Origin of the sequence: Chryseobacterium gregarium DSM 19109 (genome assembly GCF_000430845.1) — a bacterium.
Taxonomy (GTDB): domain Bacteria; phylum Bacteroidota; class Bacteroidia; order Flavobacteriales; family Weeksellaceae; genus Chryseobacterium; species Chryseobacterium gregarium.
Window position 1 is genome coordinate 316666 of the sequence record NZ_AUMU01000006.1, and the last position, 24910, is coordinate 341575.

19 protein-coding genes are annotated in these 24910 nt (G+C 39.3%); 15 read left to right on the top strand and 4 right to left on the bottom strand.

The window, feature by feature from the left end; genetic code table 11:
- Positions 1 to 39: 39 nt before the first annotated feature.
- Both nhaA and H561_RS0108215 read right to left on the bottom strand, forming a co-directional pair.
- A complete protein-coding gene (gene nhaA / locus H561_RS0108210) occupies positions 40 to 1218 on the bottom strand; it encodes a Na+/H+ antiporter NhaA (RefSeq protein ID WP_027386560.1) in 1179 nt (392 codons plus the stop codon).
- 10 nt (positions 1219 to 1228) lie between these two features.
- On the bottom strand, positions 1229 to 3433 hold the full coding sequence (locus tag H561_RS0108215) for a RelA/SpoT family protein (protein ID WP_027386561.1): 2205 nt from the start codon (positions 3431 to 3433) through the stop codon (positions 1229 to 1231).
- Positions 3434 to 3616: 183 nt separating this feature from the next.
- On the opposite strand from H561_RS0108215, the gene H561_RS0108220 reads away from it, so the two are divergent.
- A complete protein-coding gene (locus tag H561_RS0108220; protein ID WP_027386562.1) occupies positions 3617 to 4873 on the top strand; it encodes a photosystem II stability/assembly factor-like protein in 1257 nt (418 codons plus the stop codon).
- Positions 4874 to 4918: 45 nt separating this feature from the next.
- Here the strand turns inward: H561_RS0108220 and acs are convergent, their stop codons facing one another.
- Entirely contained in the window at positions 4919 to 6874 is a 1956-nt protein-coding gene (gene acs, locus H561_RS0108225; protein WP_228372240.1) for an acetate--CoA ligase, read from the bottom strand.
- A gap of 581 nt (positions 6875 to 7455) precedes the next feature.
- Here acs and H561_RS22285 point away from each other — a divergent pair.
- From H561_RS22285 to argH, 8 genes are all read left to right on the top strand, one after another.
- Entirely contained in the window at positions 7456 to 8055 is a 600-nt protein-coding gene (locus H561_RS22285) for an N-acetyltransferase (RefSeq protein ID WP_051349339.1), read from the top strand.
- Positions 8027 to 9223, top strand: a complete 1197-nt coding sequence (locus tag H561_RS0108240) for an argininosuccinate synthase (protein WP_027386564.1) — start codon at positions 8027 to 8029, stop codon at positions 9221 to 9223. Before H561_RS22285 ends, H561_RS0108240 begins: the two co-directional genes overlap by 29 nt.
- Entirely contained in the window at positions 9220 to 10182 is a 963-nt protein-coding gene (argC, locus tag H561_RS0108245) for an N-acetyl-gamma-glutamyl-phosphate reductase (protein WP_027386565.1), read from the top strand. The genes H561_RS0108240 and argC overlap by 4 nt, the downstream gene beginning before the upstream one ends.
- Positions 10183 to 10470: 288 nt before the next feature.
- A complete protein-coding gene (locus H561_RS0108250; RefSeq protein WP_027386566.1) occupies positions 10471 to 11610 on the top strand; it encodes an aspartate aminotransferase family protein in 1140 nt (379 codons plus the stop codon).
- Positions 11611 to 11790: 180 nt separating this feature from the next.
- Positions 11791 to 12750 carry an N-acetylornithine carbamoyltransferase gene (locus tag H561_RS0108255; protein ID WP_027386567.1) on the top strand — a complete coding sequence of 320 codons (960 nt, stop codon included), beginning with the start codon at positions 11791 to 11793 and terminating at the stop codon, positions 12748 to 12750.
- 95 nt (positions 12751 to 12845) lie between these two features.
- Positions 12846 to 13640 carry an acetylglutamate kinase gene (gene argB / locus H561_RS0108260; RefSeq protein WP_027386568.1) on the top strand — a complete coding sequence of 265 codons (795 nt, stop codon included), beginning with the start codon at positions 12846 to 12848 and terminating at the stop codon, positions 13638 to 13640.
- The gene (locus tag H561_RS0108265) at positions 13615 to 14697 is read left to right on the top strand and encodes a M20 family metallo-hydrolase (RefSeq protein ID WP_027386569.1); all 1083 of its coding nucleotides are present in this window, start codon (positions 13615 to 13617) and stop codon (positions 14695 to 14697) included. The genes argB and H561_RS0108265 overlap by 26 nt, the downstream gene beginning before the upstream one ends.
- 77 nt (positions 14698 to 14774) lie before the next feature.
- Complete coding sequence (gene argH, locus H561_RS0108270; protein ID WP_027386570.1) at positions 14775 to 16085, top strand: argininosuccinate lyase; 1311 nt, start codon at positions 14775 to 14777, stop codon at positions 16083 to 16085.
- A 133-nt stretch (positions 16086 to 16218) separates the two neighbouring features.
- Here argH and H561_RS0108275 read toward each other — a convergent pair whose 3' ends face one another.
- Positions 16219 to 16680 (bottom strand): Lrp/AsnC family transcriptional regulator, encoded by a 462-nt coding sequence (locus H561_RS0108275; RefSeq protein ID WP_027386571.1) that lies wholly within the window; start codon positions 16678 to 16680, stop codon positions 16219 to 16221.
- Positions 16681 to 16920: 240 nt separating this feature from the next.
- On the opposite strand from H561_RS0108275, the gene H561_RS0108280 reads away from it, so the two are divergent.
- From H561_RS0108280 to H561_RS0108305, 6 genes are all read left to right on the top strand, one after another.
- Complete coding sequence (locus H561_RS0108280; RefSeq protein ID WP_027386572.1) at positions 16921 to 17847, top strand: aspartate carbamoyltransferase catalytic subunit; 927 nt, start codon at positions 16921 to 16923, stop codon at positions 17845 to 17847.
- Positions 17848 to 17989: 142 nt separating this feature from the next.
- Positions 17990 to 19063 (top strand): carbamoyl phosphate synthase small subunit, encoded by a 1074-nt coding sequence (locus H561_RS0108285; RefSeq protein WP_027386573.1) that lies wholly within the window; start codon positions 17990 to 17992, stop codon positions 19061 to 19063.
- A 41-nt stretch (positions 19064 to 19104) separates the two neighbouring features.
- Positions 19105 to 19458 (top strand): four helix bundle protein, encoded by a 354-nt coding sequence (locus H561_RS0108290; protein ID WP_027386574.1) that lies wholly within the window; start codon positions 19105 to 19107, stop codon positions 19456 to 19458.
- Positions 19459 to 19515: 57 nt separating this feature from the next.
- A complete protein-coding gene (gene carB, locus H561_RS0108295) occupies positions 19516 to 22698 on the top strand; it encodes a carbamoyl-phosphate synthase large subunit (RefSeq protein WP_027386575.1) in 3183 nt (1060 codons plus the stop codon).
- A 245-nt stretch (positions 22699 to 22943) separates the two neighbouring features.
- Complete coding sequence (locus tag H561_RS0108300; RefSeq protein WP_027386576.1) at positions 22944 to 24065, top strand: glycerol acyltransferase; 1122 nt, start codon at positions 22944 to 22946, stop codon at positions 24063 to 24065.
- A gap of 619 nt (positions 24066 to 24684) precedes the next feature.
- On the top strand, positions 24685 to 24910 hold a 226-nt coding region (locus H561_RS0108305; protein ID WP_027386577.1), incomplete at its 3' end, for a transposase.

Sequence of the window (24910 nt, forward strand, 5' to 3'; positions counted from 1 at the left end):
TAACCTCTACAAATAGATACTGTTCAGGCGGGGTGGCCTTTAATTCTCTTCTTCAGCCACAGGGTTTCCCGAACTTAATTTCAATACCATAAAACCTGATATTCCTGCCAGTAAAGAAGCTATCAGTATTGCAAACTTTGCTTCATCCTGGATTTCAGCTGATCCTTTAAAAGACAGCAAAGCAATGAAAATAGACATGGTAAACCCGATTCCGGCTATTAAGCCGACCCCCCACATCTGTTTCCATGATGCATTCTGAGGCAATGAACTCAGCCTGGACTTAATCGCAATAAATGAAAATAGATTGATGCCGAACAGCTTACCCAGAACCAGGCCACAGATAATTCCCAGTCCTAAAGTATTGGTGATTCCTGAGACCATTTCATGAGTGAAAGTGATGTTGGTATTAGACAAGGCAAAGATCGGCATGATAAAGAAACCTACCGGCACATGCAGCTGATGTTCCAGCTTTTCCAGAGGTGAAATCTCTGTCGTGGACACATTGGTAGGAATTGAAAAAGCGAGCAGAACTCCGGCAATTGTTGCATGTATCCCCGAATGATGCAGGAAATACCATAAAAATAATCCTGGAATCAGATAAAAAACAATTTTGGTTACCTTTAAAAAATTCAGTAAAAACAACAAAGCGGCAACCCCGAAAGACAGTAATAAATAAGTCCAGTGAATCTGGTCTGTATAAAATACGGCAATCACTAAAATCGCTCCCAGATCATCCACAATCGCCAGTGCTGCGAGGAAAATTTTAATGGAGTTCGGGATTCTTTTGCCTAACAGGGAAATAATAGCCAAGGAGAAGGCAATATCAGTTGCCATCGGGATTCCCCATCCGTTTCCGTATTTCGTTCCGAAGTTAAAAGTCGTGTAAATGACCGCCGGAACCAGCATGCCGCCTAACGCAGCAAAAATCGGCAGGGAAGCATTTTTAAATGATGAAAGTTCCCCTTCCACCATTTCCCGTTTGATTTCCAGACCTACCAGAAGAAAGAATATGGCCATCAGGCCGTCATTGACCCAGATGCTTACCGGATATTTTAATCCGAAAAGGTCTGTTCCGGTATTTTTATCTAAAATAGCCTGGAAATCTTCTGCAAAAGAAGAGTTAGCAATGAATAATGAAATCAGGACACAAAAAATCAGGATGATTCCTGAAGCCTGGCTGCTGCTGAAAAATTTTTTAAAATAGAGTGTCAGATTCATTCCTGAAATATTATAGCCTTCTTACTCTTGAAATACCGTTGATATCGGTAAGCCGTTTAAAGGTCTGCTCCAGCTGGCTTTTATTTTTGACTTCAAGATTGATTGTCCCGGTAAAAATACCGTCATTTGATTCTATGGATAAACTTTTCATATCCATGCCCATTGCGCCGCTGATAACGGTTGTTATTTCGTTGATCATCCCCATACGGTCAAGACCCTCGATTTCAATTTTCACCCTGTTTTTAAAGCTTTCTGCGTTCACCCATTTGGCAGGAATCACCCTGTAGTCATATTGGGCACGGAGATTAATGGCATTCGGGCAGCTGTCGCTGTGCACTTTAATGCCTTCGGAAATTGTAATAAACCCGAAAATTTTATCTCCCGGAATCACCGTACAGCATTTGGCATACGTGTAATTGAGCTTTTCTTCATCCTTCCCAAAAACGATCATGTCGAGATTCTGCTCTTTAGGCTCTATGTAAGCGGTATTTTTCGACGGGGATTTCCTGAACCTTGAAAGTAAATTGTTAAATACATTTTTACTTTCTATATACTTTCTTAGGCTGCTGGCATCCAGTTCATTGCTCTGAAATTTTAAAAACAGTTCCTGAGAGCTTTTAAGATTGAAGTACTTCTGAAGCTTATTAATCTCTTCGTCATTGAAATTAATTTTGGCGTGACGGAGCTTTCTCTGCAGAATTTCTTTCCCTTCTTCCACCAGCTGATTTTTCTGTGAGTTTAAATAACTCTTGATCTTGGACTTGGCTTTGGATGTTACGACAAATTCCAACCAGTCGGATTTGGGTTTCTGGTTTTGGGAAGACAGAATATCAATCTGGTCCCCGTTCTGAAGTACGTAAGAGATAGGCACAAGCTTTCCGTTGATCTTGGCGCCGAGGCATTTCATCCCCAGGTCGGAGTGAACTGAAAAAGCAAAATCCAGAGCAGTAGCATTGGTTGGCAGAATTTTAATTTCTCCCTTCGGCGTAAAGACGAACACTTCTTTGGAGTACAGGTTAAGCTTAATATTATCCAGGAGTTCCGAAGTTGTAAGGTTTTGCTGCTGCTCCAGCACGTCACGGATTTCGGTTACCCAATTTTCAAAATTCCTGTCGTCCGAGCTTTGTTTATAGCCTTCCTTGTACTTATAATGGGCGGCAACGCCTTTTTCCGCAATCTCATCCATTCTCTCGGAACGGATCTGGACTTCAATCCATTTTTTGTCAGGGCCTAAAACCGTAAGATGGAGACTTTCATATCCTGTTGACCGCGGCTGGGTAATCCAGTCACGCATTCTTGAAGGGTTGCTGTGGTATACATCTGTTACAATCGAATAGATTTTCCAGGCCAGGAACTTCTCATTCTTGGCATCGGATTTATAGATGATCCGGATGGCATAATTGTCATAGACCTCTTCAAAAGAAACACCCTGCTTCAGCATTTTCCGGTAAATGGAGGAAATCGCTTTGGCACGCCCTTTTATTTTAAAGTTTAATCCTTCTTCATGCAGCTTCTCTGAAACTTCCGTCTTGAATTCCTCGATATACCTTTCGCGGTTTTCCTTCGCAAGCTCAAGTTTCTCCGTTATTTCGTTGAAGACATCCGGATTGTTGTATTTCAGGGAAAGATCTTCCAGCTCGGATTTGATGTTATACAGACCGAGACGGTGCGCCATCGGGGCATAAATATAAACCGTTTCGGAAGCGATCTTTTTCTGCTTGTCCGGAGCCATGCTTTCCAGCGTACGCATATTGTGTAAGCGGTCGGCAATTTTAATCAGGATAACCCGGAAATCTTCGGAAAGGGTAAGGAGAAGCTTCCGGTAATTTTCAGACTGCACGGAAATATTCTGATGGTTCATGATAGAGATCTTGGTGAGCCCGTTCACGATATCAGCTATTTTCTCACCGAAAATCTTTTTCAGGTCTTCATAGGTGTAGTCAGAATCTTCAATCACATCATGCAGAAGCGCGCAGGCAATGGACGTAGCGCCCAGCCCGATTTCCGTTGCCACGATTTTTGCCACGGCAATCGGATGGTAAATGTATGGTTCGCCGGTTTTTCTTCTCTGGTCTTTGTGTGCATCCAGTGCAATATCAAAGGCTTTTCGGATAAGTTTATTGTTTTCCTCATCTAAAGTCCGGTATGTATTTGAAATCAGATCCTTATATCTTGCAAGGATCTCTTTGTTTTCCTGTTCTAAGTCGTAACTCATTTGTGCTAATGCCTATGTGCAAACGAAAATACGAAATTTTCTGCACTTTTCAAACAGCAAATGTTATAGTTCATTCTGTGGAAAATCATTTAAGACCTCAATGCTATTTTATCCCTTTTGAAATTATATATTGCATACCTGTTTAAAAAATGACAAATTTGTGAATCAAAAATTAATAGCCTTATGAAAAAAATGATTCTTGCTTTCTCGCTTCTGGGTTCGCTGTTCCACGCACAATATTCCTGGACTGCCTTTTCTTATCCTCCGCCCAGTACTACCGGAAGATATGATGATGTTTTCTTCCTTAATGAAAATGTAGGCTGGGCAGCAAGAGGCGGTAACGGAGCCGTTTTTAAAACAACCAATGGCGGTGTTAACTGGACGCAGCAAACGGTAAGCACTGCCACTAACCAGTATTACCGGAATATAGAATTCTTAAATGAAAATGTAGGTTTCCTCGGAACATTGAGCAGTGATTTTTACAAAACTATTGACGGTGGAAATTCCTGGCAGCGGGTGAACAATATTTCACCCTATCCACAGGCCATCTGCGGACTGGATTGTGTGGGAACCTCTACGGTGTACGGCTGCGGAGCATGGTTTTACCCGGCCTATATCATAAAATCGACAGACAGCGGGAATACATGGCAGTATATTGATATGTCTTCCTACGCAAATGCCTTGGTAGAAATTCATTTTGTTACTGAAAATATAGGGTACGCAGCAGGGAATGATGACAACGGAGCGGTGATCCTGAAAACAACGGACGGCGGAAACAGCTGGCTGAAAATTTATAACAGTAATATTGAAAACGAATATGTCTGGAAAATGCAGTTTTTAGACAATAACCAGATTTTCTGTTCCATAGAATCGGAGCTTCCCAATACCGGTAAACTGCTGAAATCCCTGAATGGCGGTTTCAGCTGGGAAATAAAGGATTTTCCTGATCATTATGTGCAGGCGGTTGGTTTTACGTCAGCAACACACGGCTGGATGGGCGGCCACAATACCGGGTTTTATGAAACTTTTGATGGTGGTAACACATGGACGGATACATGGGTGGGAGGTTCTTTAAACCGAATTTTTATTCTTAATAACAATGTCGCGTTTGCAGCCGGAACGAATGTCTATAAAATGACCACCGGAAGTTTGGCGGCACAGGAAGTTTCTGATGAAAAGCAGGAACGGAAATTAAAAGTGGAAGTTGTTCCGAATCCGGTTAAAGATAAACTGAACCTGAATATTCATTATATACATTCTGATCACATTATCGTCGGTTTGTATGAGGCTTCCGGAAAGTTTATTACAAATATCCTTAAAGATGATGTGAAGGATAAAGGCCTGAAAAAATATTCTCTGGAATTTAATTATCCCAAAGGGAATTACCTGCTTGATATCCATTCTAATTTAGGAAGGCAATCCATTAAGATCATCAAATAAATCAAAAGATGCGCGGAAAAAACTCCGCGCATCTTTAATTATTGTTTAATTGATTCTTTCATTTTTAATTTCCTCTACGATTTCAGGATTCAGCAGGGTAGAGATGTCCCCGAAATTACTGGTATCCCCTTCTGCAATTTTTCTCAGGATCCTACGCATGATTTTCCCTGAACGGGTTTTCGGAAGCCCGGAAACAAACTGGATTTTATCAAGCTTTGCAATCGGGCCGATCTGTTCTGAAATCAACTGATTGATCTCCTTTACCAGGTTTTCCTGTTTTCTGTCGGCACCGGAATCTTTTAAAATCACAAATCCGTACAGGGCATTCCCTTTAATGTCATGAGGATAGCCGACAATGGCTGATTCCGCTACGGCAGGGTGTTCGTTGATGCTGTCCTCGATAGGGGCTGTTCCTAAATTATGCCCTGAAACGATAATTACATCATCCACACGGCCGGTAATTCGATAGTATCCCACTTCATCTCTTAATGCACCGTCCCCGGTAAAATATTTCCCGGGGAAAGCAGTAAAATAGGTTTCTTTATATCTTTGGTGATCGCCCCAGATGGTCCTTGCAATTCCGGGCCACGGAAAACGGATACACAGGTTTCCCGTCACCTGGTTCCCTGAAATTTCATTGCGTTTATCATCCATCAGCACAGGCTGGATTCCCGGTAGCGGCAGGGTGGCATACGTTGGTTTTGTCGGGGTCACGAAAGGAAGCGGCGATATCATGATGCCTCCGGTTTCCGTCTGCCACCAGGTATCGACAATCGGGCATTTTTTCTTGCCGACATGGTCATTGAACCAGTGCCATGCTTCCTCGTTAATCGGCTCCCCTACAGAACCGATTACTTTCAGGGTGCTCAAATCATGCTTGTCTACCCATTCCGAGCTTTCTTTAGCCAGAGAGCGGATCGCGGTAGGCGCTGTGTAAAACTGTGTAACTTTATGTTTTTCAATAACTTCCCAGAACCGATCAGGCTCAGGATAGGTAGGTACCCCTTCAAAAATCACGGTCGTTGCTCCGTTTAAAAGCGGACCGTACAAAATATAGGAGTGACCTGTAATCCAGCCGATATCAGCCGTACACCAGTAAACATCGTTTTCTTTATAATTGAATACATTCTTGAAAGTATAGGCGGTGTATACCATATATCCGGCACAGGTATGCAGCATTCCCTTAGGTTTGCCGGTTGATCCGGAAGTGTATAGGATAAACAGCGGATCTTCGGCATCCATGATCACCGTAACAAAATCCGGTGACGCTTTTTCGTACAAATCAGCCATCCGGTGATCACGTCCTTCCTTCATTTTGATCTCATTATCCGTTCTTTTGACTACCAGAACATGTTCAACAGTCGGGGTTTTTTCCAGCGCTTCATCAATAATTGTTTTCAGGTCTAATACTTTGCTTCCCCTGTAGCTTCCGTCTGAAGTTATGACCATTTTGGCCCCACAGTCGTTCACCCTTGAAGAAACTGCGGAAGCGGAGAATCCTGCAAAAATCACGGAATGAACGGCTCCAAGTTTGGCACACGCCAGCATCGTAATCGCCAGTTCGGGAATCATAGGAAGATAGATGCAGACCCTGTCGCCTTTTTCAATTCCCATTTCCCTGAGGACATTAGCCGTTTTATTGACCCTCGTGTATAATTCGGTGTAAGAAATATGCTGGGCATCTTCTTTCGGATCGTTCGGCTCCCAGATAATGGCGGTTTTTTCACCCCGTACGGAAAGATGGCGGTCCAGACAGTTTTTGGTGATATTTAATTTAGCGTTTTTAAACCAGGTGATTTTCGCTGTATTCATATCATATTTTACCACCTTGCTCCATCGCTGGTACCAGACGAAATTTTGATCTGCGATCTTATCCCAGAATTTTTTAGGGTTCTTAATGGACTTTTTATATTCTTCAAAATAATGAGGTAAATCTTCTATCAGGTAATTTCTCATGTCCTGTTCGTTTTTGGATTTATTGTTATCTAAATTTAGGCTTATTTTTTTATCTAAGTCCTGTATTCCTCAATTTTTTCCTGAATTCATTGATGTTTTTTCTATTTTCAACAATCATTGTCAATACTCTTTTGATTAACTTTTTCCGGAACAGATTTTTTAGAGTTTTTATCCCAACTTCATTCTCTATAAAGCAACTGTGCTTCTGTTTTCCTTTGTTTCAGCAGCGGAAAGCCGGTGTCCGTTAACATTGATGACATCACCAGCCTGTCATGTAATAAAAACATTGTTACCTTAATTTTTTTGTCCTGCTGCCTGAAAATATACTACTCTCTGTATTGGATAAACAGCTCTTAAAATGTAAGTTATTACTGTACATTCAGAGTTTAAGCCGGGTTGAAGTAAATTATGATGATTGATTTAACTTCCTTTAAGTATATTCAGGACATATCTGTTTTACTAAAGAATTAATGTGATATTCAAATTATGTTTTTCCGGCAGATACTCTTAAAAATTTAGATTAAAGATAAAATTACCTGTTTATTTATTTAATTGTAAAAAAATATCTTTTTAATTTGTTTTTTATAGTTGTTATTTTTTAAATTTGCCAAAAAAACAGATAATAAATGGAAATAGAAATTTCCTCATCCATACATCTGAGGTATGTGGTTCAGATACAACAGGAAATGTACGATTCTGCACAGCGGAGAGGAACCGGTATTGCAAAGCGTTCCATAGCATATTTAAGCAAGAAAATTTCAGAGGGCCATGCTGTGGTAGCTACGGAAAAAGGAGAATGGGTGGGTTTCTGTTATATTGAAACATGGTCTCATGGCCGGTTTGTGGCAAATTCCGGGCTTATTGTTTCTTCGAAATTTAGGGAAAGAGGAACTGCAACCTTAATTAAAAATGAAGTTTTCCGTTTATCTAGGGAAAAATATCCGGATGCGAAAGTTTTTGGACTCACCACAGGTCTTGCTGTGATGAAAATCAACAGTGATTTAGGCTACAGACCCGTGATTTATTCTGAATTGACACAGGATGAAGAATTCTGGAACGGCTGTAAAAGCTGTGTGAATTATGAAATTTTAATGAAGAAAGAACGTAAAAACTGTCTTTGTACAGCCATGCTTTTCGTTCCGGATAATAATAAAGTAAATGGAGTTGAGAATAAGCAACCCGAAAATCAATATAAAAATGAGCAGGAAAGTAATCTTAGCGTTTAGCGGAGGTTTAGACACCTCTTACTGTGCCAAATATCTGAGTAAAATACTTGGATATGAAGTATATGCAGTCACTGTAAATACCGGAGGTTTTTCTAAAGAAGAGGAAAAAGAACTGGAGAAAAAAGCCTTTAATCTCGGGGTAAAAGAATACAGGTGCATTGATGCTCAGGAAGATTATTACAATTCTTGCGTAAAGTATCTGATCTTTGGTAATGTCTTGAAAAACAACACGTATCCATTGTCTGTAAGTGCTGAGCGTACGATCCAGGCGCAGGAAATTGCAAAATATGCCATTGAAATCGGCGCTGATGCAATTGCTCACGGAAGTACTGGAGCGGGGAACGATCAGGTTCGTTTTGATCTTATTTTTCAGGTCATGTGCCCGAATGTAGAAATTATTACACTCATTCGTGATCAGTCTTTATCCCGTGAAGAGGAAATTGAATTTTTGAAAAACCATGGTTATGAAATGGAATTTGAAAAAGCACAATATTCTGTAAATAAAGGGCTTTGGGGAACTTCAGTGGGTGGAAAGGAAACATTGACTTCAAGAAATTATCTTCCTGAAGAAGCTTTTCCATCTCAAATTAAAGAAATCCAACCTTCGGAATTGGAAATGGAGTTTAAAAATGGAGAAGTTGTAGCGGTAAACGGAGAACATTTTGAACATTCGGTCAATGCGATTCAAAAAATTGAAGAATTGGCTTCTGCTTATGGAATCGGTCGTGATATCCACGTTGGAGATACGATTGTCGGAATTAAAGGAAGAGTTGGTTTCGAAGCGGCAGCGGCGTCTGTGATCATCAAAGCGCACCATTTACTGGAAAAACATACGCTTTCTAAATATCAGCAAATGATGAAATCTCAATTGTCTGACTGGTACGGAAACTGGCTTCACGAAGCGCTTTTCTTAGATCCTGTGATGAGAAATATTGAGTCTTTCTTAAACGATTCTCAAAAAACAGTCAGCGGAAAAGTATTTGTCACCCTTCATCCCTACAGATTTATTTTAAATGGAATTGAATCTGAACATGATCTGATGTCCGATAAATTCGGAAGCTACGGTGAAGCAAACAGAACATGGACTGGTGAAGATGTAAAAGGGTATACGAAAATCGTAAGCAACTCTTTAAATATATATCATCAGATTAACGATATGAAAATATGAAAACAGCAGGAATCATCGGTGCCAACGGTTATACAGGAAGCGAATTGGTTCGTCTGTTGGCTTTTCATCCCCATGTGACTTTGAGTTTTTTATATAGCCGTTCAAATTCGGGGACAAAGATTTCAGATTTATATCCTGATTTAGAGACGGTTTGTGAAATGGTTTTAACGGATCAGACTGAAGAGGTGGATATTTTGTTTTTATGTCTTCCTCACAAAGAAAGCCAGAAATGGCTGACTCAAAATGACGTAAAAGATGAAACGTTAGTGATCGATTTAGGAAATGATTTTCGTTTGGATGGTAATTTTGGAAAAAGAAATTTTATCTATGGATCACCCGAAATCAACAAAAAACAACTTTCAGGAGCAAAAAGTATTGCGAATCCCGGATGTTTTGCGACAGCGATTCAACTGGCTTTGCTTCCATTAGCTCAAAAAGGTTTGTTGGATGAAGTTTACACAACGGGAATTACAGGTTCAACAGGCGCGGGTCAGTCTTTACAGCCGACTACGCATTTTACCTGGAGGAATGATAATATTTCAGCCTATAAAACTTTGACCCATCAGCATGTGGATGAGATTTTACAGCAGTTGGTTTCTTTTAATACAAATGAAATCAGTCTGAATTTTGTTCCCTGGAGAGGAGATTTTGCAAGAGGGATTTTTACGAGTTCCACGGTGAAAACAGATTTAGAACTTTCAGATATCAATCAATTGTTTAGGGATTTTTATGCAGATGCGCCTTTTGTAAAGATAAGTGAGAAGGCCATTGATTTAAAACGGGTTGTCAACACCAATCGCTGCGTGATTCATATAGAAAAGAGTGGGAAGGTTGCGGTTATTCACTCAGCGATTGACAATTTGTTGAAAGGAGCTTCCGGACAGGCCGTTCAAAATATGAATATTGCAATGGGTTGGGAAGAAAATTCGGGATTGAACTTGAAGCCTGTGGCATTTTAATGTCAATCGTCAATAAGTCAATCGTGAATTTTTAAAACTTGAATCAAAACGACCTAGGAAAATGGAGCGTTAAGAAAATTGAAATTTAATCCGTTCAAAAATTCCCACTGTTTGAGCACGAGACAAATTTTTAATTAAAGAACAAATCTTCATTTCGTGCGAGTTTTGGGAATTTTAGGATTTAATTTAAATTTTTAGCGGAAGCTTCCAATCTTGAACTTTGTTTCTTTTGTTTGACTATGTCGAATCTTTGATTTCAATACAAAAGAAATTAATAAAAAACAAAAAATGAATTTATTCAACGTATATCCATTATTCAACATCAATCCAATAAAAGCTCAGGGATCATTTCTTTGGGACGATAAAGGAGAAAAATATCTTGATTTTTACGGAGGTCATGCGGTAATTTCTATCGGGCATAACCATCCGCATTATCAAACTCAATTAAAAAACCAATTAGATAAAATATCTTTCTATTCAAACTCGGTTCAGAATGAATTACAAACTGAACTGGCTGAGAAATTAGGCAAGCTTTCAGGTTTGGAAGATTATAGTTTATTCCTGTGTAATTCAGGAGCTGAAGCGAATGAAAATGCTTTGAAGCTGGCTTCTTTTCACAACGGAAAAAGCAAAGTGCTGTATTTTTCAGGTTCATTTCACGGCCGGACTTCGGCAGCAGTTTCTGTGACCGACAATCCAAAAATTGTAGCTCCGGTAAATTTTGACGAAAGATTCATTAAATCTGAATGGAATAACATCGAACAGCTTGAAGCCGTTTTTGAAAAACATGGAAATGAAATTTCATCTGTGATTATCGAGGGAATTCAGGGAGTTGGCGGAATTATGATTCCAACGGTTGAATTTTTAAATAAAATCAAAGAATTGTGCCAAAAACATGATGCTGTTTTAATTTTAGATGAAGTCCAGTCAGGTTACGGAAGAAGCGGCTATTTCTTTGCCTATCAGGAATTTGGAATTGAAGCAGATATTGTCACAACCGCAAAAGGAATGGGGAACGGCTTCCCGATCGGCGGAGTTTTGATTCATCCGAAATTTCAGGCGAGCAACGGCTTATTGGGGACAACTTTTGGTGGAAATCACCTAGCTTGTGTGGCTGCAACTGCCGTACTGGATGTAATGAAAGATGAGAATCTCATCGAAAATGCTCAGGAAATGGGCGAGTATATTGAAAACGAAATTAAAGATTTTCCACATATCAAAATAATCCGAAGAAAAGGCCTGATGATTGGAATCGAACTCGACAGGGACTGCTCAGAGGTGAGGAACAGCCTGTTGTACAATCATCATATTTTCACAGGAAATTCCAGTGATAAGGCGGTGTTGAGGATTCTTCCGGCACTTAACATTAAAAAAGAAGAAACCGATCTGTTCATCAGTGCTTTGAAAATAGTTCTTGAAGAAATCTAAACTGCGAAAATTATGCGCTTTGTCATTCTGAACGAAACGTAGTAAAGTGAAGAATCTATTTAAAGATGTGAGATTCTTCCTTCGTCAGAATGACAAAAATATGTAAGATAAAAATCTTTAAAATCAATTCAAAATGAAATGGATGCTCTGTTTGTCCATTGAAAAAATAAAAATTTCCAAATGAAAAAATTCACCTCTGTAAGCGATGTTGAAAACTTACGGGAAATCATAAAAAAGGCTTTACAAATTAAAGAAACTCCTCTTTCGGAAACCGAGAAAGGAAAAGGAAAAACAATCGGACTTGTCTTTTTGAATTCAAGTTTGAGAACGCGTTTAAGCAGCCAGATTGCAGCGCAAAATTTAGGTTTAAATGTGTTGACATTAAATGCCGCACAGGAAGCCTGGAATCTGGAATTTGCAGACGGAGCCGTGATGAACGGCGATACGGTAGAACATATTAAAGATGCGATTAAAGTATTAAACCAATATTGCGACATCATTGCAGTTCGTTGTTTTGCAGGAATGAAAAGCAAGGAAGATGATGTTAATGAAAGTATTCTAGGTCAGTTCGTACAACATGCGAAAGTCCCGGTAATTTCTCTGGAATCGGCAACCCGCCATCCTTTACAGAGTTTGGCAGATTGCATCACGATTACAGAAAACTGGAAGGAAGAGCGCAAACCTAAAGTGGTTTTGACTTGGGCGCCTCATATCAAACCGATAGCCCATGCGGTAGGAAATTCGTTCGCAGAATGGATGCAGGAAATGGATGTTGAATTGGTAATTGCTAATCCTGAAGGTTATGATTTGGATAAAAACTTTACAAAAGAGGTAAAAGTAATTCACAATCAGGATGAAGCGTTGAAAGATGCGGATTTTATTTATGTGAAAAACTGGTCATCTTTTGATGATTATGCCGCAATGCCTGAAGTTCAAGAAAACTGGATGCTGACGAATGAAAAATTAGCCAATACCAATCAGGGGAAAGTGATGCATTGCCTGCCGGTTCGTCGTAATGTAGAATTGAGTGATGAGGTTATGGATGGTGAGAATTCTATTATCTATCAACAGGCAAAAAACCGGGTTTTCTCTGCACAGGCTGTTTTTTCTGAAATTTTGGACGAGATCAATTCAAAATGACATCAAACCTAACGGGTTCCCGAAACCCGTTAGGTTTTCACTCGCAAACCTTGTCAAGGCTGAAAACCTTGACAGGGTTCTCAAAAAGGTTTGCAATGAAAGAAAAATTATATATCATAAAAATAGGAGGCGCGCTAATCGATGATGAGGAATTATTGAAAGAATTTCTGGAGCAGTTTTCTGAAATTAAGGAAAGAAAAATTTTAGTTCATGGCGGTGGAAAATTAGCAACCACACTGGCAGATAAATTAGGCGTTAAACAGAAAATGATCAATGGACGTAGAATCACTGATAAAGATACCCTAGATATTGTGGCGATGGTATATGCGGGAGGAATCAACAAAAATATTGTGGCTAAACTTCAGCAGAAAAAATGTAAAGCCATAGGTTTTTCGGGAGCTGATGCCAATTTAATTAAAGCTAAAAGAAGAGAACATGCAGAAATAGATTTCGGGTTTGTAGGAGATATTGAGAAGAAAAGCGTGAACAGGAAATTGATCTCAAAATTGCTTAAACTTAAGCTTGTCCCTGTATTTTCAGCGATTACCCACGATAAAAAAGGAAATCTTTTCAATACCAATGCAGATACGATTGCTTCAGTAATTGCCCAGGCTTTATCTTCAAAATATGATGTTGAATTGTTGTATTGTTTTGATAAGTCAGGGGTTCTGGAAGATGTCGAAAATCCTGAATCTGTCATAAAAAATATTTCCGAAGAAGAGTTTTTTGTTTTAAAAAATGAAGGAAAACTTCATAAAGGCATTCTTCCTAAACTGGAAAATGCTCTTGGAGCCATAAAGAATAATGTCAATAAAGTATTCTTAATTAAAGAAACCGAATTGAAAAACCATATAGAAAACCATCATGCAGGAACTGAAATCTGTTTATAGTAAGGAAGAATTACTGAATAACGCAATGGATTTGCTGAAAAAACTGATTGAGATTCCGTCATTCAGCAAGGATGAATATAATACGTCTGTGGAAATTGAAAACTTTTTCAAAAAGCACTATATTCCGACAAAACGTTTTAAAAATAACATCTGGGCGGTGAACAAAAATTTTGATGTTTTCAAACCGTCAATTTTGCTGAATACCCATCACGATACGGTAAAACCAAATAAAGTATATACCCTAGATCCTTTTTTAGCGATTGAAAAAGATGGAAAGCTGTTTGGATTGGGAAGCAATGATGCCGGAGCTTCTTTGGTTTCGATGGCGCAGGTTTTTTTGCATTTTTATGCTCAGGAAGATTTAAAATATAATTTAGTGATTGCTTTGACGGCTGAGGAGGAGATTTCAGGTTTTGACGGAATTGAAGCCTTATTTCCCCAACTACCCAATATAGAGCTTGCCATTGTAGGAGAACCGACGCAGATGAATCTGGCAATTGCAGAAAAAGGATTGTTGGTCATTGATGGAGAAATGAAGGGTACTCCTTCTCACGCTGCTCATCCGAACAATGATAATTCGATTTTGAAATGTATGGAAGATTTACATCAGATTTTAAACTTTAAATTTCCAAAAGTTTCGGATTATTTGGGTGAAGTTAAAGTTACGTTGTCTGGAATTCATGCCGGAGTTCAGCATAATGTTGTTCCGGAATCTTGTGCTTTTACTTTAGATGTTAGGGTTACAGACGAATATTCTAATGAAGAGGCGTTTGAAATCATCCAATCAAAGATGAAATCAACGTTGACTGCAAGATCTTTCAGATTAAATTCTTCAAAAATCGAAATGGATCACACTTTTGTACAGGCAGGTCTGGAAATCGGGAGGACAACTTACGGTTCGCCAACATCATCCGATCAGGCAATTATTCCGTGTACATCGGTAAAGCTCGGTCCCGGCGACAGCACACGCTCCCACACCGCGGACGAATACATCTATATAAAGGAAATTGAAGAGGGAATTGATTTTTATATTAAGATTTTAGAAAAAGTTTTATAATACTTGAGATTTCAGACATTAGATTTCAGATTTAAAGTCTCGTATCTGATATCTGCAATCTACAAAAAGAAAAAAATATGAAAAAAATATGGCAAAAAGACGATAATGCCACCAATATATTAGTTAATAACTTTACAGTCGGGAAAGATCTTGATTTTGATGAACGTTTAGCGAAATATGATATTAAAGGTTCGATGGCGCACTGTACAATGTTGGCAGAAGTTGGAATTATTTCCAAGGAAGAATCAAATCAAATGCTATTTGTTTTAGAGGAAATTTTAGAAGAAGTCGAAAGCGGAACTTTTAAAATCGATAAAAGTGCGGAGGATATTCATTCACAAATTGAGTCAATTTTAATTGCAAAATTAGGAGATACGGGGAAGAAAATTCATACGGCACGTTCCAGGAACGACCAGGTATTGCTGGATATTAAACTGTATTTGTTAGATGAGATCCGTGAGATTACAACATTGACAGATAAATTCTTTCAAATATTAATTAAGCTGGCAGATCGACATAAAAATGTATTGCTTCCGGGGTATACGCATTTGCAGATTGCGATGCCTTCATCGTTTGGATTGTGGTTTGGAGCTTATGCTGAAGCATTGCTGGATGATGTTGAAATGTTTCTTTCCGTTAAGAACATCATTAATAAAAATCCGTTAGGTTCAGCGGCAGGCTATGGTTCTTCTTTCCCGATTGACCGTGAGAGTACCACCTGTAATTTAGGTTTTCAATCAATGAATTATAACTCAATGTATGCCCAGATGACGCGCGGAAAGTCGGAGAAAATGGTGTCGATGGCAATGGCAACTATGGCGGGTACCCTGGGGAAATTTGCTTACGATGTCTGTTTGTATTTAAGCCAGAATTTTGATTTTATCAGCTTTCCAAAAGAGTTTACCACCGGAAGCAGCATCATGCCTCACAAGAAAAACCCGGATATTTTTGAACTGGTTCGCGCACGTTGCAGCAGGATACAGTCGCTGCCGAATGAATTTATTCTGCTCACCAATAATCTTCCCTCAGGCTATCACCGGGATATGCAGCTGACCAAGGAAATTCTTTTCCCCGCTATTGATTCTTTAAAAGAATGTCTGGATATTTTGAATAATACATTACCGAATATTCAGGTAAAAAATGGAATTCTGGAAGATGAGAAGTACAAATATATTTTCAGTGTGGAAAAAATCAATGAAGAAGTGAAAAACGGAAGCTCGTTCCGTGATGCGTATGTAAAAGTAGGGCAGGAGATTGAAAATAATGAGTTCAGGTTTGATTTTGAAACAGGAAATTTAAATCATACGCATCAGGGAAGTATTGGGAATCTTTGTCTGGATAAAATAGAATATCAGTTTAATACATTGAAAAATAAATTGTTGGGATAATTTATTTTAACTTAAAAATTTTTATCAAATGCTTTTACAGGCTCAGCATGACATCTTTAATGCTAAAAAGAGCATTGGTAGCAATGTCATGCGGGACTCCAAGCAATTTAATGTATGAAGCCGAATATTACTGTTAATCCAGATCAATTTTAAACTTGGTGGACTTTTTTACTTCATTAAGAACGATAGAACTGTGATACTGCCCGATATTCGGGATATTTGAAATAACATTGACCGTAAAGTCATTATACGAATTGATGTCCTTCGCAATAATTTTCAGCATGTAGTCATATTCGCCGGAAAGGCTGATGATTTCCTGGACTTCATCATATTTTCCGATATTCTTTTCAAAGCTTTCAAGGACTTTCTGGGACTGCTCCTTCAGGCGGATGTTACAGTAGACCACAATATTCAATCCTAACTTTTCACGGTTCAGAAGGCCAACGTATTTCTCGATAATTCCGTGTTTCTCCAGCTGTTTGATCCGTTCATAAGTAGGGGTGAACGTAAGACCGATTTTTTCTGAAATTTCTTTTACGGACAGTGTGGAATTTTCCTGGACGATACTGAGAATCATTTTGTCTTTTAAATCCATATAGTATGATTGAATGGAGACAAAAATAATATTTAAAAATGAAAGTAAGGTATTATTGTGGTATTTTAACTAAGTCCGATTTTCTTTTGCAGATTTACAAAATTGTTATATCTTTGCACCTAATGAATAACACAGTATTTATATCATTAGAATTACCGGGCGTAGACGCCCTTTACGATATTTATTTATAGTAAGCGAAGATATTTCTTCGCTTTTTTTTTGTAAAAAATTTGAGTTATTATGTTTACGATTACAGAACTGAGTACCGAGAGAATCAACAGGATACTGACAGAAGCCATAGCTTTTGCCGATGGTAAAACAGCTAAAATAGAAGGAGAGGTTTTTTGTTCCAACCTTTTCTTTGAAGACAGCACGAGAACGAAAACAAGTTTTGATATTGCCGAAAGAAAACTAGGACTGCAGGTCGTTCCTTTCGATGCGGCAAACAGTTCTGTGAACAAAGGTGAAAGTCTGTATGATACGGTGAAGACAATCGAAAGCTTAGGGGTGAATCTTGTCGTGATCAGAGATAAGAAAGACCGGTATTTTGACGAATTGAAAAATATAAAGATTCCTGTAATCAACGGAGGAGACGGCACCGGTAATCACCCATCTCAGTGCATGCTGGATTTAATGACGATTTATCAGGAATTCGGAAAATTTGAAGGCCTTAAGGTAGGCATTGTAGGAGATGTAAAACACAGCCGTGTTGCCAATTCAAATGCGGAAGCTTTGAGAAAATTAGGCGCAAAGGTATATTTCTCAGGACCTGAACAGTGGTTTGATGAGGGCGCTTTAATCAACGGGACTTATCTTTCGGTAGATGAATTGATTAAAGAGGTTGATGTTTTGATGCTGTTAAGAATCCAGCATGAAAGACACGATGCCAAAATGAGCTTTTCCGCATCCGAATACCACAGAAAATATGGTTTGACAAAAGAAAGAGAAAAGGCCATGAAAAAAGAATCTATTATCATGCATCCAGCGCCCATCAACAGAGGAGTGGAAATTGATACGGATCTTGTGGAATGTGAACGTTCGAGAATCTTCAAACAAATGCAGAACGGGGTTTTTGCAAGAATGTCCATTCTTAAGGAAGCCCTGGAAAAGGAAGGGTATACCTTTAAAGAATCTAAGGCTCAGATTCGCATGAGTGTTAAGAGATAAATAAACCTTCACAAAATTTCCTTCCAAAGGTGAGGTGGTGAAAATTCAAGGAATTTTTCAAGGGCAGTTAAAAATAAGAAATAAATAACAGAATGCAGAAGTCTAACTTCTAATGTCTAAAATCTAATATCTAATTTAAAAAATGAAGAAAAAGTTAATACTGGAGTCCGGTGAAGTATTTCATGGAGAAGGTTTCGGAGCAGCCTCGGAAACTGCGGGAGAGGTGGTTTTCAATACCGGGATGACAGGGTATCAGGAACTGATCTCTGATCCGTCTTACTGCGGTCAGATTGTTTGCATGACGTATCCGCTTATCGGAAACTATGGGATTAATAGAGATGATTATGAAAGTATTGAGCCGGCCATCAAAGGTCTTATTGTAAAAGAGCTTTGTGATTTGCCATCCAATTTCCGTACTCAGATTACTTTGGATGAATTATTTAAAAAGAAAAACCTGTCAGGGATTTCAGGAATCGACACCCGAAGACTGACCAGGATTCTCCGGAATCATGGAGTGGTAAAAGGAAAGATCGTTAATGCGGATGCTGATGAAGATACGGTAGTTTCGGAATTAACATCAACCACTTTTCCTACCAACCAGGTGGAACAGGTGTCTACCAAAACCCCTTACGCCAATCCGGGAAGAGGTTTGAAAGTCGTACTTGTTGATTTCGGTTCCAAATTGGGCATTATCAGGGAATTATCTCAGAGAAACTGTGATATTACCGTTGTCTCCCAGGATGTGACTGCAGAAGAAATTTTACTGATGGATCCTGACGGCGTGATGTTGTCCAACGGCCCCGGCGATCCTGAAGATAACCAGCAGGCTCTGGAAATGATCCGTGGGATCTTAGGGAAAGTTCCTATTTTCGGAATCTGTTTAGGGCACCAGTTGATCGGCTTGGCCTGCGGCGCAAAAACATTCAAGCTGAAATTCGGTCACCGGGGAGGAAACCATCCGGTTTTGGATTTAGAGAAAAATAAAGTGGCCATCACTTCCCAGAACCATGGGTATGCCGTGGATCAGGAAAGTTTAAAAGCTACGGATCTTATCGAAACGCATATTGCACTGAACGACCGGACCAACGAAGGCCTGAAACACAAAATCCACCCTTGTTTCTCCGTTCAGTACCACCCGGAAGCAAGCCCGGGCCCGGAAGATGCAAATTATTTGTTTGATGATTTCATTGAGCTGATGGAAGGGTTTAAAAAGTAGAATTGATTTCAGATAATAGACATCAGATAGCAGACTTTACTATGCATAATTTTGAGAAACTTATTTTTTGGCAAAAATCAATAGAACTTGCAAAAGAAGTTTATATTATTTGTTCTGATTTACCAAAAGATGAGAAATTTGGTCTGGTTTCTCAGATTAAAAGATCAGTCGTTTCAATTCCGTCAAATATTGCAGAAGGAGCAGGCAGAAATAATGACAGAGAGTTCTACCATTTTCTTGGAATTGCAAATGCCTCTTCTTTTGAGTTACAGACCCAATTAATCTTAACCAGAGAATTAGGCTTGCTTAATGCAGAAAAAGTCAACGGTTTAATATCAAATCTCAATGAAATTCAAAAAATGATTTACTCATTTAAATCTAATCTAAAAAAGTAAAACACAATGCCGGAAGTCTGAAGTCTGACATCTGGTATCTCATATCTAAAATATAAAATGGCAAAACGTACAGATATAAAAACAATTTTAGTAATCGGTTCCGGGCCCATCATCATCGGTCAGGCGGCAGAATTCGATTATGCAGGAACACAAGCTTGTCTTTCCCTGAGAGAAGAAGGCTATAAGGTAATTCTGATCAATTCTAACCCGGCAACCATCATGACGGATGTGGAGATCGCGGATAAAGTATACATCGAGCCGATATCACTTCAGTTTGTAAGCCACATCATCAGAAAAGAGCGCCCGGATGCACTTTTACCAACCCTGGGCGGACAAACAGGTCTGAACATGGCCGTGGAACTGGAAAAATCAGGAATTCTTGAAGAATGTAAAGTGGAAGTTCTCGGGACCACACTTTCTGCGATCAACAGAGCGGAAGACAGAGACCTTTTCCGTGAATTGATGAGAGAGCTGAACGAACCGGTTCCTGAATCTGACATCGTCAACACGGTTGAAGGAGCTTTGAATTTTGCAGAAGAAATCGGTTATCCGGTTATCGTGCGTCCTGCTTTCACGATGGGTGGAACAGGAGGTGGAATCGCTTCCAACGAAACTGAATTAAAAGAAATTGCCGAATTAGGTCTGAAATACAGTCCTGTGACGCAGTGCCTTATCGAAAGGTCAATCGCAGGTTTCAAAGAAATTGAATACGAAGTAATGCGTGATGCGAACGACAATGCCATTGTGGTCTGTAACATGGAAAACATAGATCCGGTTGGAGTTCACACCGGAGACTCAATCGTTGTGGCACCTTCTCAGACGCTTTCTGACAGAGAATATCAGATGCTGAGGAATGCTTCCTTAAAAATCATCAGGGCATTGGGAATTGAAGGGGGATGTAACGTACAGTTGGCTTTAGACCCGAATTCATTCGAATATTATATCATCGAAGTAAACCCGAGAGTTTCCCGTTCATCTGCTTTGGCGAGTAAGGCGACAGGGTATCCGATTGCGAAAATTGCTGCGAAAATTGCGGTAGGACTAACATTGGATGAAATCATGAATCCGGTTACCGGTAAAACATACGCCTGCTTCGAGCCGGCTTTGGATTATGTGGTTACCAAATTCCCGAGATTCCCGTTTGATAAATTCGAAACGGCTGACAGAAGGCTTTCCACTCAGATGAAAGCGACGGGTGAAGTGATGGCCATCGGAAGGAATTTTGAAGAGTCTTTGCAGAAAGCCATCCGTTCTCTGGAAACCGGAATTAAGCATATCGGTTTAAAAACCAAGCAGGCCGAAGCCCTTACGGCTGAAGAAATCGAAAGAAGGATCAGGGTATGTGACGATGAAAGATTGTTCATCATCGGTGATGCCTTAAGAAGAGGTTACGACTGGGAACAGATCGTGGAATGGAGTAAAATCGATAAGTTTTTCATCTGGAAAATCAAGAAATTAATTGATTTCGAAAAAGTGATCGCTGACAATAAGTTTGACAAAGAAACTTTAATTCAGGCTAAGAAACTAGGTTTTGCCGATGTCAATATTGCAGTGCTCTGGGATGTACAGGAACGTGAAATCTTCAATTTCAGAAAAGAAAACGGAGTAATGCCTGTATACAAAATGGTAGATACGTGCGCCGCAGAATTTGAAAGTGAAACCCCTTATTTATATGGTACTTATGAAGAGGAAAACGAAAGTGTCGCTTCAGACAAGGAAAAAATCATTGTATTGGGATCAGGACCGATCAGAATCGGGCAGGGAGTTGAGTTTGATTATGCCACCGTTCATTCGGTTTGGGCGATCAAAGAAATGGGGTATGAATCAATCATCATCAACAACAATCCTGAAACGGTTTCCACAGACTTTTCTATCTCCGATAAATTATACTTTGAACCGCTGACGGAAGAAGATGTGATGAACATCATCGAACTTGAAAAACCGAAAGGTGTTGTGGTTCAGTTCGGCGGACAGACCGCTATCAATTTAGCGGATAAATTAGCCGCCCATGGCGTGCAGATTTTAGGAACTTCTCTTGAAGACTTGGACAGAGCGGAGAACAGGGATAAATTTGAAAAAGCCCTTCAGGAAATGGGGATTCCCCAGCCTTTAGGGAAAACATCCACTTCAAAAGAAGAAGCGATAAAAATTGCCAATGAGATCGGGTATCCGGTTTTGGTTCGTCCAAGCTATGTGTTGGGAGGCAGAGCCATGGAAATCGTCTACACCGAAGCCGAATTGTCTCATTACATGGAGTTTGCGGTAGAGGCAAGCCCAGATCAGCCGGTTCTGGTTGACCGGTATATTACAGGAAGGGAAGTGGAAGTCGATGCGATCTGCGACGGTGAAACCGTAATTATTCCCGGGATTATGGAGCATATCGAAAGAGCCGGAGTTCATTCCGGAGATTCAATCGCAGTGTATCCGCCACAGAATGTGTCCCCCGAAGAAATCAAAACGCTGGTAGATTATACTGAGAGGTTGGCTAAAGGGTTGAATGTGATTGGGCTAATGAACATTCAGTACGTTCTTTTTGAAGGGAATGTGTATGTGATTGAAGTGAATCCACGTTCGTCAAGAACCGTTCCTTTCTTATCTAAAATTACTGAAGTTCCGATGGCCAACCTGGCAACCAAAGCAATTTTAGGTCAGAAGCTAACGGATTTAGGCTACAAAAACGGACTGGTTCCCAATAAAGAAGGCGTTTTCGTAAAAGTTCCGGTGTTCTCTTTCTCAAAACTAACAAAAGTGGACATCTCTTTAGGCCCTGAAATGAAGTCTACCGGAGAGGTAATGGGTAAAGATACAACGCTTGAAAAAGCCCTTTACAAAGGATTGGTAGCCGCCGGAAGAAAAGTTCCGATGCACGGTTCTATTTTGTTCACGGTAGCTGACAAGCATAAGCAGGAAGCGGCAGATCTGGCAGCGAGATTCCATGAAGTAGGTTTCAGGATCTGGGCAACCGAAGGAACCGCAAAATTCTTTGCAGAGCAGGGAATCCCTTGTAAGATAGGTTACAAAATCGGAGAGGAAAGTGTAAACCTTATCGACCTGATCCAGAAAGGAAAAGTACAGTATGTAGTAAACACCATGACCAAAGGCAAGCAGTCTGAAAGAGACGGGTTCCAGATCAGGAGAATGAGTGTGGAAAACGGTGTTCCCTGTCTGACCTCAATGGATACGGTTGAAGCAATCCTGAAAGTTATTGAAAGCATGACGTTCAAGATGGAAACGATGTAATTCAGAAAATAAAGTAAAATATACCCAATCCCCGTAAGAAAACTTACGGGGATTTTTTGATATACATTAAGAACATTTATTTATTGGAAGATTTTTTGAAAAAATAGATAATGTAATATTTTCATAAACCGGAATGACTTAAAGTATAGTTTTAAATTTGAAAATTCTGTAAATAGGTAGCCCATAACCCTATTAACTCAATTAATTTTTGTTTTTTTGCACAACTTTAATTTTTAAATAAAAATATGTCGGAGTTTGATGAGATCAGGTCTTTTTATGATCACGAAGTGAACAGTGCTTTGGGAAGTATAGCCAGGCATCCCATGATGAATGCACTAATGCAGTTTACTTTTCCGGATTCTAAAGAAGATTTTTGGCTGAATCAGTTTGAAAATATTCATTCGATTAGCGATTTTCAGCATCAGTATATTTCACAGACGGTAAGGCAGATTCTCACACAAAGTTCAGAAGGCCTGACGACCTCCGGATTCGATCAGCTGGATAAAGATACTTCCTACCTATTCATTTCCAATCACAGGGATATTGTCCTGGATACCTCTTTGCTGAATTTAGTATTGCTGGATAAAGGGCTGATTATGACTTCTTCAGCAATCGGTGATAACCTTGTCCAGAAAAGATTTCTGCATGTGCTGGCAAAATTAAACCGTAATTTTTTAGTGCAGAGGGGATTGCCCATCCGTGAGCAGCTGAACAGCTCAAGGCTGATGTCTGAATATATTTATAATCTGCTTCATTCCGAAAACCGTTCCGTCTGGATTGCTCAACGGGAAGGCCGTACAAAAGACGGCAATGATGCTACCCAGCAGGGCGTTCTGAAAATGCTGGCTATGGCAGCAGGAAACCGTCCTTTAGCTGAATTTTTTAAATCGCTTAGAGTAGTTCCATTATCCATATCATATGAGTATGATCCCACCGATGCCCTTAAAATGCCGCAGGTCATGGCGAAATCTAAAAATGAAGTGTATATCAAAGATGAAGATGAAGATTTTAAAACCATGCTGAGTGGGGTACTGGGGCAAAAAAAACGCATTCACTTACATGCCGGTAACCTGTTGGAAACAGAATTTGATGAAATTGCTTCGGTAACCGAAAACAAAAATAAACAGCTTCAGGCAATTGCGAAAATGATAGACCGCTCTATTATTGAAAACTATAAGCTTTGGCCAACCAATTATATTGCCTTTGATTTACTGAATGGTAGCAGTCAATATTCCAAATATTATAAAGAAGAAGAAAAGCAGCTTTTTGTACGCCGCCTGGAAATGCGGATTGACAGTTCAGATGCCGAACTTAAAAAAAGCTTCCTGGAAATGTATGCTAATCCTGTAATTAACAAAAATTCCTAGAAAGTAGACAACGAACTTAATACGATGTATTGAGAATTTTTTAATGCCTAAGAATTAATAAGAACCAAATAATTTGGAGGACTTATTTTCAGTTTTGATTGGGCAATAAGATTCTGTAACGATCGCTTTTACCAATCTTAGCGGGGCTTTGACGTTAATTATTACTAATGTAATAATCTATTTTTAAAAGAATTCTCGCTTTGGTTCAATGTGGCTGGTTTTTACCACTTTTTGCCAATATATTAATGATGCTTTTGCTATGTTCAGGCTGGCCAGCATCTTTTTAAGATATATATATTATTGTCTTTACTCTTAATTTTTACAAATTATAATGTGTACTGTTGAGTAAAAAAAATTTCTTTTCCAGCTATGAAAAGTATGATAACGAAAAAATACTTCTGAAAGTTTCCTCAACAGATCGACGAAATTCATACGCTTTTAAAATTGCCGAAATCCGGCGCTCTGTAAATTTGCTTTTTCTCATGATCTAACCTTATTTATAAATTTTAGTGCCAATAAATGTGGAGCTTAAGTGGAACTGACCTTCTCCCAAAAAACTGGAACAATTAAAAGTAGAGATTTTTCGAGAAATAATTAAATTTAAATAAAGAAAAGTCTAATGAAAAAGAGCAGATTTACAGAGAGTCAGATTATTTTTGCATTGAAACAGTCTGAGACAGGAGTGAAAGTCGAAGAAGTTTGTCGTAAGATGGGTATAAGTGAGGCCACTTTCTACAATTGGAAGAAGAAATTCGGAGGTTTGGGGATTACAGAACTCCGGCGTTTACGTCAATTAGAGGAAGAAAACAGTCAACTCAAGAAGTTGGTAGCCGACCTAAGCCTGG